This window comes from Ruegeria sp. CL3, from assembly GCF_056536505.1.
Genome location: NZ_JBQFPT010000021.1, coordinates 17,439 through 28,621 on the forward strand (window position 1 = coordinate 17,439; position 11,183 = coordinate 28,621).

The 11,183-nt window shown below is 52.0% G+C and carries 9 protein-coding genes and 1 pseudogene; 5 read left to right on the forward strand and 5 right to left on the reverse strand.

Annotated features, from left to right (window positions below; genetic code table 11):
• Nucleotides 1-18 precede the first annotated feature (18 nt).
• Nucleotides 19-2,478 carry a GcvT family protein gene (locus tag ACR0NO_RS21705; RefSeq protein ID WP_480725627.1) on the forward strand — a complete coding sequence of 820 codons (2,460 nt, stop codon included), beginning with the start codon at nucleotides 19-21 and terminating at the stop codon, nucleotides 2,476-2,478.
• Between the two features lie 24 nt (nucleotides 2,479-2,502).
• Here the strand turns inward: ACR0NO_RS21705 and ACR0NO_RS21710 are convergent, their stop codons facing one another.
• The 5 genes from ACR0NO_RS21710 to ACR0NO_RS21730 all read right to left on the reverse strand — a co-directional run bounded on the left by ACR0NO_RS21710 (nucleotide 2,503) and on the right by ACR0NO_RS21730 (nucleotide 7,279).
• A complete protein-coding gene (locus tag ACR0NO_RS21710) occupies nucleotides 2,503-3,135 on the reverse strand; it encodes a TetR/AcrR family transcriptional regulator (RefSeq protein WP_170352666.1) in 633 nt (210 codons plus the stop codon).
• A gap of 1 nt (nucleotide 3,136) precedes the next feature.
• The gene (locus ACR0NO_RS21715) at nucleotides 3,137-3,979 is read right to left on the reverse strand and encodes an ABC transporter permease subunit (RefSeq protein ID WP_170352665.1); all 843 of its coding nucleotides are present in this window, start codon (nucleotides 3,977-3,979) and stop codon (nucleotides 3,137-3,139) included.
• Nucleotides 3,980-4,888, reverse strand: coding sequence for an ABC transporter permease subunit (locus tag ACR0NO_RS21720; RefSeq protein WP_480725637.1), 909 nt, complete (start codon nucleotides 4,886-4,888; stop codon nucleotides 3,980-3,982).
• A gap of 50 nt (nucleotides 4,889-4,938) precedes the next feature.
• Nucleotides 4,939-6,018: an ABC transporter ATP-binding protein gene (locus ACR0NO_RS21725; protein WP_480725629.1), complete on the reverse strand. Its 1,080-nt coding sequence runs from the start codon at nucleotides 6,016-6,018 to the stop codon at nucleotides 4,939-4,941.
• A 151-nt stretch (nucleotides 6,019-6,169) separates the two neighbouring features.
• The gene (locus ACR0NO_RS21730) at nucleotides 6,170-7,279 is read right to left on the reverse strand and encodes an extracellular solute-binding protein (RefSeq protein WP_480725630.1); all 1,110 of its coding nucleotides are present in this window, start codon (nucleotides 7,277-7,279) and stop codon (nucleotides 6,170-6,172) included.
• A gap of 466 nt (nucleotides 7,280-7,745) precedes the next feature.
• On the opposite strand from ACR0NO_RS21730, the gene ACR0NO_RS21735 reads away from it, so the two are divergent.
• The 4 genes and pseudogenes from ACR0NO_RS21735 to ACR0NO_RS21750 form a co-directional block, all read left to right on the forward strand.
• Nucleotides 7,746-8,951, forward strand: a complete 1,206-nt coding sequence (locus ACR0NO_RS21735) for an aromatic ring-hydroxylating oxygenase subunit alpha (protein ID WP_170702991.1) — start codon at nucleotides 7,746-7,748, stop codon at nucleotides 8,949-8,951.
• Complete coding sequence (locus ACR0NO_RS21740) at nucleotides 8,948-9,211, forward strand: hypothetical protein (RefSeq protein ID WP_480725633.1); 264 nt, start codon at nucleotides 8,948-8,950, stop codon at nucleotides 9,209-9,211. Before ACR0NO_RS21735 ends, ACR0NO_RS21740 begins: the two co-directional genes overlap by 4 nt.
• A 127-nt stretch (nucleotides 9,212-9,338) precedes the next feature.
• Nucleotides 9,339-10,604 carry a flavin monoamine oxidase family protein gene (locus ACR0NO_RS21745; RefSeq protein WP_480725635.1) on the forward strand — a complete coding sequence of 422 codons (1,266 nt, stop codon included), beginning with the start codon at nucleotides 9,339-9,341 and terminating at the stop codon, nucleotides 10,602-10,604.
• Between the two features lie 348 nt (nucleotides 10,605-10,952).
• Nucleotides 10,953-11,183 (forward strand): annotated as a pseudogene (locus ACR0NO_RS21750) (DMT family transporter); the annotation flags it as partial.

The window sequence follows — 11,183 nt, forward strand, 5'->3', positions numbered from 1 at the left end:
TAAAAGGATTTTCTCGCAATGGCTGACACCCTACCGACGCATGCCCAAACCGTGATTATTGGCGGGGGGTCGATCGGCGCGAACACGGCCTATCACTTGACTAAGCTTGGCCATACCGATGTTGTCGTTCTGGAACAGGGGCAACTGACATCAGGGACCACTTGGCATGCCGCCGGCCTGATAGTAGCCGGCCTTCTCAAATCCGAAGCTGAGTGCGCTATCTACACGCACGGTCGAGACCTTTATGCGAAACTAGAGAAGGAAACCGGTATATCCACAGGTTTCCGCGACGTTGGATATCTGCAGATTGCAACCAATGAAGAACGCCTGCATGAGATGCGTCGCGTCGCAGCCTTCATGCGGCGTTTTGGGATAAACAACCACGAAGTCTCAGTAAAAGAAGCGCAGGATATGTTCCCTATAGGGGACCTCTCAGACGTCGTTGGAGCGTTCCTCATTCCGGAGGACGGTCGGGCCAACCCGGTGGACGTGACAATGTCTCTGACCAAGGGAGCCAAAAACAGAGGCGCACGTTTCTTTGAAGGTGTGCGGGTTGAAGAGATTTTAGCCAGGAACGGCACTGCGACCGGGGTCCGCACTGCGAACGGTCATACTATAACAGCCGAAAACGTTGTGATCTGCGGAGGCATGTGGTCTCGCCAACTTGGTGCAAAACACGGTGTAAATCTACCGCTCCAGGCGGCTGAACACTACTACCTGATAACGGAAAGTATCCCGGGCCTACCTCGCGATCTACCCGTTCTCGAAGACCCTTCCACCTACACTTATTACCGTGAAGAAGTCGGCGGGATGATGTTAGGGCTTTTTGAGCCCGGCGCTGCGGCTTGGAAGCTCGATGGTATCCCGGATGAATGGCAATTCGGAGAGATTGAACCAGATTGGGAACGTGTTGGGCCCGACCTGGAGAAAGCCTATTCGCGCGTGCCTGACACCATGAACTACGGTGTCAAAAAACTATTCTGCGGCCCTGAGAGCTTTACGCCTGATCTTGCGCCGCTTGTTGGCCCGACGCCTGAACTGCGCAATCTCTGGGTTGCATGTGGGATGAACTCACTTGGCATCCTGAATGGCGCGGGTACGGGAATGGTTTTGGCCCATTGGATGGTGGACGGCTTGCCGCCCATCGATGTTACCGGCATCAACGTCAATCGCTTTTCCCGTGAAATGGCGACACCGGCCTTTCGACGCGACAGAACACCTGAGTTGCTGGGAAAGCTCTTTGGTCAGCACTACCACAATGAGAACTACAAAACGGCCAGGAACGTTAAGCGTTCAATGCTCTATGACCGTCTCAAAGCGGCCGGAGCCTTTTTCGGCGAAGGAAATGGTTGGGAACAACCTGATTGGTTTGCTCCGACGCCCGAAGAGGCCAAAGTCGAGAAATACAGTTGGCATCGCCAAAATTGGTTTGAATGGCACGCTGAAGAACACCGGGCAGCACGCGAGGATGTCATCTTAATGGACATGACATCAATGGCGTGTTTCAGCGTCGAAGGACCGGATGCCTGCGCCCTCCTCTCTCGCCTTTCCTGCAATGACGTTGATGTTGAACCCGGTCGCGTCGTCTACACGGCCTGGGTAAATGAACGGGGTGGGTTTGAGGCTGACCTTACGGTTACCCGGCTATCCGATCGGAAATACTGGGTCATCGTGGGAGAAAACTCGGCGGGTCATACCGAGATGCGCATGCGACGGCACATCCTGGACAACGAGAACGTTGTTATTACAGACATCACCGCAGGGCGCTGCCAAATCAACGTTCACGGCCCAAAGTCGCGTGAACTATTGAGCAGAATATCCGGAGCTGATTTGTCGGACGAAGGTTTTCCCTTCATGACGGCGCGTGAAATCGACATCGGGTACGCCGTAGTTATGGCCTATCGCGTGACGTTTATTGGCGAACTCGGCTGGGAACTTCACGTACCGGCCACTCAGGCCATTCAGACCTACGATCTGATTATGGAAGCAGGTCGAGATCTGGGTGTTCGCAATGCTGGAATGCAAACTCTCAACTCCCTACGGCTAGAGAAGGCTTATCGTGATTTCGGAATTGACGTGGACAACACGGACAACCCAATTGAGGCCGGGCTTGGTTTTGCCGTCAAATTGGACAAACCCGGTGGCTTCATCGGCAGGGAAGCACTCGCCACGATCAAGGCGAAAGGCACGCCCAACAACCGGATGTTGCAGTTCCTGCTAAAAGACCCAGAGCCTCTCATGTACGGCAATGAGATGATTTATCTAAACGGCAATGAAGTCGGATATATTCAAGTTGGCGGATATGGGCACACGCTCGGCGCTGCCGTCGGCATTGGTTTCGCCGAGATTGACGAACCGTTGACCGCGGACATAGTCGCAACTGGGCATTGGCAGATCGAAATCGCAGACGAGAAATACGACGCGGCAGCCTCGTTAAAGCCGCTCTATGACCCAGGCATGCACAAAATAAAGCGCTGAAGCCATATTGTTCGATGCTTTCGCTCAGACTGGAAAGTGTTTTGGGAAGAACCGCGACAGCGAAAGCATGCAAACATCCCTGAATTCCCGACGATCAGCCACTTTTGGATACAACATCAAACTTAGCCAGGCCCCGTCTGACATCGCCTCTACGGCCCGAGCTGTTTTTTCTGGATCAAGATCGTCGTAGCCGCCGTCGGCAATCAATTCACCACATAGGTGCAAAATTCTATCATATCTTTCGTTGTCATATTTATTATGAATCTTCAAGTAATTAGGCCGATACTTCGCTTGCCCCCAGAAGGCAAACCAGACGGCCAACCGCTTGTGGGTACAAATGCTCTTGTCAAAGTCCGCTCGAATAATCGCAGCCAGCCGATGTGCGGCTGTAGGTTCCGCAGCCTCATAGTATTTGAGCCAATTTTCATAGTGTTCTTGTGCAAGGAAACCCAGCGCGGCGTCATACAAAGCTTCCTTACTGTCGAAGTGATAATTCACCACGCCATGGGACAGATTGGCTGTTTCTGTCACGTGTTTAAGCGTCGTGTCAGAAAACCCGCGTTTCGAGATCGAGTCTATGGCGGCCATGATCAACTGTAAGCGACGAACTTCGGGAGGTTCGGTGCGTCGTTTTTTCTGAAGCTCATGCGTCTCCAATTTAACTCTCCTCTCGTTCAGCCATTTGCCTGTCCAACAAATCCGCTCTCTGTTGCCGGAACATAATTATTGCTGCGATAGCGACACAGATAGCGATCACAAGAATCATGATGGTTGCTAGCGCGTTGATGTCCGGCCTGAGGCCCAGTCGAATGCGCGAAAAGATCAAAATTGGCAAGGTATTTGCGCCTGGGCCGGTAACAAAACTTGCTATGACCAAGTCATCGAGAGACAGCGTGAAGGCCAGCAACCATCCCGAAATTAGTGCCGGCGTCAGCTGTGGGATCGTTATGGCCGTCAGAACTTTGAACGGTTTTGCGCCAAGATCGGCGGCGGCTTCTTCCAGTGTTTGCCCCACACCGGTTAAGCGTGCCTGAATTGTTACCGCCACATAGGCCATGGAAAAGGTAATATGCGCGATCGTAATCGTCGCAAAACCGCGCTCAGCAGGCCATCCGATCAGCTGGTTCAGCGAGATGAAGAAAACCAGCAAGGACAATCCGGTTATCACCTCGGGCATCACCAAGGGCGCGACCAACATGCCACCAAACAAGGTCCGCCCCTTGAACCGTCCAAAGCGCACCATAGCCAGACCTGCCAAGGTGCCAAGCGCCGTGGCAAAAGTAGCGTTGACAACGGCAATCTGAAGACTGAGTGAAACAGCACTCCAGACTTCCGCAGATTGAAAAAGCTCTTTGTACCAGCGCAACGACCATCCACCCCAAACCGGTACCAGCTTGGAGTAGTTGAATGAGTAAATAACCAACAGGATCATTGGGATGTAAAAGAATGCCAGTCCCAAGGTCAGCATGATGGTTAAGAAACGGGAGCGTTTGGCGTACATCTATTGCTCCTCCGCTGCTTTGCCTTGGTAGTGCTGGAAAACCATGATTGGCAGCACCAGTATGAACAGCAGAACAATCGCAACTGCGGCGGCCACTGGCCAATCGCTGTTTCTAGAGAACTCATTGTAGAGAACCCGCCCAATCATCTGCACGTTGCCGCCACCTAACAGATCGGGGATAACGTACTCGCCGGTCGCAGGGATAAAGACCAGCAGTGAACCAGCGACAATTCCAGGCATCGTCAGAGGCAATGTGATTTTGAAGAAAGTGTTCGTTGGTTTGGAACCAAGGTCAGCGGCCGCCTCGTTCAGGCTGTTGTCCAACTTCTCCATATTCGCGTACAGCGGCAGGATCATGAACGGCATATAGGTGTAGACGATCCCGATATAGACGGCGAATTCCGTGTAAAGCATGCGGATCGGCTCATCGATCACCCCCAGCGCTATCAGAAGGTTGTTGATCGTGCCTTGATCCGCAAGCAAGCCCATCCACGAATAGACCCGCAACAAGAAAGACGTCCAAAACGGAAGAATGATTGCAAACAACAAGAGCGGCTTCGCGACCGGCCCCGATCGTACAATTGCATAGGCAATAGGGTAGCCAAACAAGAGGCACAAGAACGTACACGTTGCTGAAATCTTGAGTGAATTTACGTAAGTGTCAAAGTAAAGGCTGTCTTCCCAGATGTAGACAAAATTGTCGAAGACCAGGCGGATTGTCATGATCCCTTCGCCTGTCCACTCAATTAAACTTGTGAATGGCGGGCTCGCAATCGCCAGCTCAGCTAAGCTTATCTTTGCGACAATGAAGAACGGTGCCAGAAAGAATACAAGCAACCAGAAGAACGGTATGACGGTGACGATCTGACGCCATCTGCTCTGGATACGCCGCATCACTAAACGGATCATGGGTTGTCGTTCAAACTTCAGCGGTTCGGACATATCCTCGGTGAAATCCGTCATGAGTGGAGCAACATGGCGCTAGACGGATCCCAACTGATATTCACCTTGTCTTCCCAAGTTAATCGCTGTGCAGCCTGCGTCGGGCGAGACTGGTTGGGCTGAGTGACGTCGAAGATTTCGCCATTGGGAAGCCTTACCTTATAGATCGATGTCTCTCCCAAATACCCAACATCGTCGATAACGGCCGCTGTCTGGTTCGCGCCCTCAGGAGTTGCGTCAGATTTCTCAAGTCGAATTTTCTCGGGCCTCAGCGCAACCCAAATCTTGCTGCCAACTTTCACCGAATGACCGTGATCAATATAAACTTCGCAGAACTCGGTCTCGACCCGAACATGGTCGGCCCCATCCTCGGTCACCCTGCCCTCAAAAATATTTGCTGATCCGATAAAGTCAGCAACAAAGCGGGACTCTGGGAACTCGTAGATCTCTGTCGGTGTTCCAATCTGCTTGAAGCGCCCCGCGTCCATAACAGCCATTCGCGAGGACAGGGTCATTGCTTCTTCCTGATCGTGAGTTACAACGATGAACGTGACGCCTACCTTGTCCTGAATATTGGCAAGCTCAAATTGCGTTTGCTTGCGCAGTTTTTTGTCCAGAGCGGCCAAAGGTTCATCCAAGAGCAGCAGCTTGGGACGTTTGACCAAGGCCCGCGCCAAGGCAACACGCTGACGTTGCCCACCGGACAATTGTTTAGGTTTTCTCTTTTTGAAATCTTCCAACTCAACAAGCTTGAGGATGTCGTGAACTCTGTCCGCAATATCTAGCTTGGGGACATGGTCTTGCTCCAACCCGAAAGCCACGTTTTTTTCGACGGTCATATGCGGAAACAGCGCATAGCTTTGGAACATCATATTGGTCGGACGTTCGTAGGCTGGCACATCGGCCATATCGACTCCGTCGATAGTGATTGTGCCACTGTTCAAATCCTCAAACCCAGCAAGCATTCGAAGCAGGGTCGACTTTCCACATCCAGATCCGCCTAAAAGGCAGAATAGCTCTCCTTTGTAGATATCCAGATCAACATTGTCGACAGCAGTCACTGCTCCGTACTTCTTGGTCACGCCTCTGATTTTCACCAGAGGTTGCTGCTCTTTTTGATCAAGCCATGGTTCTGTGCTGACAGCCGTGGAAACAGTCAATTTGGGCCTCTTAGTCTGCCAGTCGGGATCTGGGGATGCAGTAGCGAACTGGTCTGGTCCGCTACTTCATTTGCCAGTGTGAGTGGATTTAGTTTCCGGCCTTAAAGTCAGTCCAGGTACGTGTCTGCAAGCGCTCGACCTTGGGAGGAAGAACGGCAGTCGTGTACATCTTGGCAACCTGATCCGATGTTGGGAACGCGGCTGGGCTGGAGGTGACAGCCTCATCAACCATCGGCTTGGCAGTCAGGTTGGCGGTCGCATACCAGGTGAAGTTACTATCATTGGCCGCAACCTCGGGGCGCATCATATAGTTCAGGAAAAGATGAGCATCTTCTTTGTTCGCGGCGTCCTCCGGGATCAGCCAACCATCAATCCACAGCTGCGCTGTACGATCACCTTCGGGCAGGAAAAAGTCTAGCACGACACCAGTGTCGGCTTCCGCGGCGCCAGACATGGCAAGGAGACCGTCAGGGCCCCATGTGGTTGAGACACAGAACTCTTTCTGAGGCATCCGTTGATAAGCATAGTTATCGAAGGTTTTGATGTATGGCCTGATTTCCGCCAACATCTCCCCAACCTTCTCATAGTCTTCCTTGTTTGTGGAGTTCGCATCCAGGCCCATATGCGCCAAAGCCATTGGAATGATGTCGCCTGGGGAATCCAGGAATGAAACGCCGCACTTGGACAACTCTTTCATGTGAACAGGATCGAAAACCATATCCATCGAGCCGATGGGGGCGTCTGGATACGTCTCTTTCACCAATTCTTCGTTGTACGTGACGCCGTGCGTTCCCCACATATATGGAATGAAGTGTTGGTTGCCTGGATCCCATTCACTTGACAACTGCTCCATGATTGCGGGGTCGATGTGCTTGATATTTTCCAGCTTCGACATATCCAGAGGCGCAACAATACCCGCTTTTATCAATCGAGCCGTATCACTGCCGGCATGACTAACCACATCATATCCGCTGTTTCCTGCCAGTAGCTTGGCATCAATTGCTTCGGCAGAGTCATACGGATCATAGATCACCTTGATACCGTATTCTTTTTCGAAGTTCTCGATTGTGTCTTCAGCGATGTATTCTCCCCAATTCGTAACCTTCAACACACGCTCTTGCGCGTAAGCCGATCCCGAAACTGCAGTAGTAGTTGCTGCTATAACTGTAATTCCGGCGATTTTCCTGATTGAGTTCATAACTTCGCTTCCTCTCCCTGAGTGGTGGCTGAATTTGTCTTGCCTTGTTTGCTAGTCTGTCTTCTCGAATGATCGCGCCTGCGTTGCGGGCGCGATCACCAAGCACCCCATTCCCCCAAGTCGCTATGTTTTTATCTGACTGGTCATTCAGAACGGTAGTCCGCTGAAATCTGCACTGTCAAGCTTGGCTGAATGAATTTTGATCATATCTCTACGTATCACTGGTTTTGCACCTGATTTGAGCAGGTAAATCGAAAACCATCGACCAAGGAAACCTCACAGGCGTGACTAGCAGCACATTTCTGAATGATCATTCAGTCAGAAAAAGTTGACGAGCAAGTCAATTTAAGCGACACCTACACTCAGTCGAAGAGTGGCGGATCCAGCAAGGCCAAATTTTCACTCCTGGATACTGTCCCCATCTGAGACCCAAACTGACCAAACCAAAACTATGCGGGTTGTTCCGATGCGCGACGAAGTAAGAAACACAGAAATTCCTACCAATTGGGACCGTCGCGGGTTGCCCGGTTGGTGCTATCACAGCAATGCCCTTCTTGAACTTGAGAAGAGCGAACTTTTCAAAACGCATTGGCAAATCGCGTGCCATGTTTCGGATGTTCCGGAACCCGGTAATTTTCTATGTTTTGACATGTGCGGTGAGCGCGCCCTGATCTTGAAGGACAGCAACTCGGACATCCGCGCGTTTCTAAACGTTTGTCGTCACCGCGGTTCTCGGCTGGTCTCGAAAGAGCAAGGAAAATGTGCAAACGCTCTAGTCTGCCCATTTCACGGCTGGGTTTACAATCTTGATGGAACGCTACGCGGCGCCGCCCGTCCGGAGTCGTTCCCCGATCTAGACAAGCACGAGTTTGGCCTGAAAGAGATTGAAATGGAAATCTGGCAGGGTTTTGTCTTCGTCCGATTCAAACCTGGACCCCAGCCATCAGTAGCCGAACTGCTAGCCCCGATTGAACAGGAAGTCTCTGCCTACAAAATGGCCGAACATGTCCCGACGGACGGAATCTGGACCGAGGAGACTCCTGTAAACTGGAAATCGATCAGAGATGTCGACAACGAAGGGTATCATGTCCCGCTCGCGCACCCTGCCCTTCAGGATCTGTATGGCTCGACCTATTCAGACGAACCATATGTCGATGGTATCTCACGTTCTGACGGAAAATTCACTCCGACAAAGGGCCGGAGGTGGGCCGTTCGCAACTACAAGAAATTCACTAAACCACAGCCTCACCTGCCAGAACACTTGCACAAAACTTGGCTTTACTACGGCATTTTTCCAAATGCGGTCATAGCCGTCACACCTGAGACGACCCTCTTTTATCAAGAGTTTCCGATCACGACGGATAAATCCATTCTACGGAGCGCGACATACCGAAACCCGAACGAAGACCGCCAACAAAGAGCGGCACGCTACCTTGCCGCCCGGATTGATCGAGAGACAGTGGAAGAAGATATTCAGCTTACGATATGGTCCAACGAAGCCATGGCTTCAGAGGCGTTCGAGGGCTTCTATCTTTCTGATCTCGAGTACGGCGTACGCTCCCATCATGACCATCTCAGGAAAATTCTTCCAATCTACAACTCTGAATCAGCACCTGGAGAAGATGAAGTTGCCGCGTTGAATGATGCGATGTCCGCTGAGCCGAAATCGTGACTAAAGGTATATTCAAAGTGGAGGAAGCAGAAGCTCAAAGGCAGTTTCTGGCAACGACTGTCGGAACGCCTGGTTCTGGTGCCACAAGATATGCAGCTGCGATGTATTTCTTTAAGAACGGAAAGCTTTCTGCCGATATGCTGGAAATCTACCGAAGATGCAGCAAGTTTGACACGGAAGATCCGCTCGATCTGGCTAGTTACGAGGGCGTTTCAGTTCCAGAATTCGTTTGCAATCTATGCTCAAGAACTGACGAATGACTTCTCGCGCGCAAATGACCAAATCCTTAGACAATTCAGATCCTTGTAAATCTCACGATGCTGAGAAAGCCAAAAACCTACTCCGAACATTGTCTCACAGGCCACTTTAAGTGTTGGAGCGAAAACATTGAAATTTCACGACTTTGACGTCGTTGTCGTTGGTGCCGGAGCAGCAGGAATTGCAGCTACTCGTGCTCTCAAATCGGCGGGACTCTCAGTAGTCTGCGTCGAGGCATCCAACCGCGTCGGGGGGCGCGCACACACGGACACGGAAATCTTTGGCGTCCCGTTCGACGTGGGAGCGCATTGGATGCACACCGAACATGCAAACGCTCTGAAAGCTCCGGGTATCGCACTTGGTCTTGATCTCTATGCGGCCCCGGACAACGCGGTGACGTATGGCTTGGAGGATGACGCTGTTCTGTGGGACGAGGTCGACGAAATTCATAGCGCTATAAAAGAAGTGGCGCGCGTAGATGCAGAAATTGAAGCAAGCACCGGAATTCCAACAGACCGATCCTTGGCAGACATTTGGCAGAACAAAGGGCATTGGTCGTTCACGGCAGCCATGACATTTGCATTGTCGATTGCCAGGGATTTGCCGGATACATCGCTGCGAGACATAAGTGCTTGGGAGGGCGGCGGCGATTGGTTTTGCCGCGAAGGCTTCGGACACCTCGTTGCATGTACTGCGCAGGGGCTGCCAGTTATACTGGCCAATCCGGTCACAGAAATAAAATCTCTCACTGAAGGCGTGCAGATAACCACGACTACTGGCAAGATCAATGCTCGAACCGTAGTCGTAACAGTTTCTGTCGGGGTCTTAGCCGAAGACATCATCCGCTTTGATCCCCCGCTAGAACCCGACCGACGCTCAGCGCTCGAGCTCATCACTATGGGTGACTACAATCACGCTGGCCTCCTTTTCCATCCCGGTGCTTTGCCCGTGCAACCGGATACTTGGCTGACATACCACTTAGAACCTGACGCCAAAGGGGTAGCCCGTGGAGGTGGTTTTCTTTGCGACATCTCAAACACCGGTCTAACTAGCTTTGAAAGTTCTGGAAGCTTTTCCAAAGAGTTGCAGGGTGCCGGACCTGAGAGCGCTATCGAACATGCGCTCGAAACACTGGTTGGCTTCTTCGGCACGACCGTCAGAAAAGCCTTCATCAAGGGCCACGCTACCGCTTGGCGAAATGAACCCTATGTGCGTGGTTCTTACGCTGGAGCCAAGCCGGGAGGCCACAACAAACGCGCTGTCTTACGCCAGCCTCATGCTGAGCGGGTGCACTTCGCCGGTGAAGCTACACATCCTAACCAACAATGCTCGGTCAGCGGAGCCCACCTAGAAGGATTAAGGGCCGCGGAAGATGTGTTGGCGCAGCTACGCTGAACACCTGGCGATCAACTTGCTCCAGCAAGTGGAACAGTCTTAGAATTTCGAATGAACCTTTGACTATAAGTCACAAGGCCAAGTTCATCTTTCGCATGCTCCGCGACCAGTTCAGGGTAAGCTAGCTGCCCTTTGGCCGGGCCACCTGATGCGGCTGTGCGGCCCGTCGGAGGAGACATCCGCCGCGAGCGCTATATCCAATTCAACTCGAACTCTTGGATTGCCGGACTTTTGCCTGTCGTCGTATTGAGAACAGACACGCATTTGGCGACATCTCTAAATGAAACGATGACTTCTGCTGAACCCATACCTCAATCTCCAGATCGCACCCTTGTTGGCGTTGCGCTGATGTTGGGGTTTTGCCTAACCGCTCCTTTGCTGGACGTGTCTGCGAAACTCGCGTCGACCAATGTGCCGGTTGGGCAGATTACGGCTGCGCGGTTTGTGGTGCAATGCGCGTTAATGGCGCCTTTCATCTGGATAATGGGACTTTCGTTGCGCGTGGCGAAAGGTCAGGTGATGGTGCTGGTTTTTCGCTCATTGCTGTTGGTGTTCGCAACATTTTGCTTCATTGCCGCG

Bases quoted from the DNA above. Each gene is read 5' to 3' on its own strand.
- ACR0NO_RS21705 (WP_480725627.1), top strand. From the start codon at position 19: ATGGCTGACACCCTACCGACGCATGCCCAAACCGTGATTATTGGCGGG.
- ACR0NO_RS21715 (WP_170352665.1), bottom strand. From the start codon at position 3,979: ATGTACGCCAAACGCTCCCGTTTCTTAACCATCATGCTGACCTTGGGA.
- ACR0NO_RS21720 (WP_480725637.1), bottom strand. From the start codon at position 4,888: ATGATCCGTTTAGTGATGCGGCGTATCCAGAGCAGATGGCGTCAGATC.
- ACR0NO_RS21730 (WP_480725630.1), bottom strand. From the start codon at position 7,279: ATGAACTCAATCAGGAAAATCGCCGGAATTACAGTTATAGCAGCAACT.
- ACR0NO_RS21735 (WP_170702991.1), top strand. From the start codon at position 7,746: ATGCGCGACGAAGTAAGAAACACAGAAATTCCTACCAATTGGGACCGT.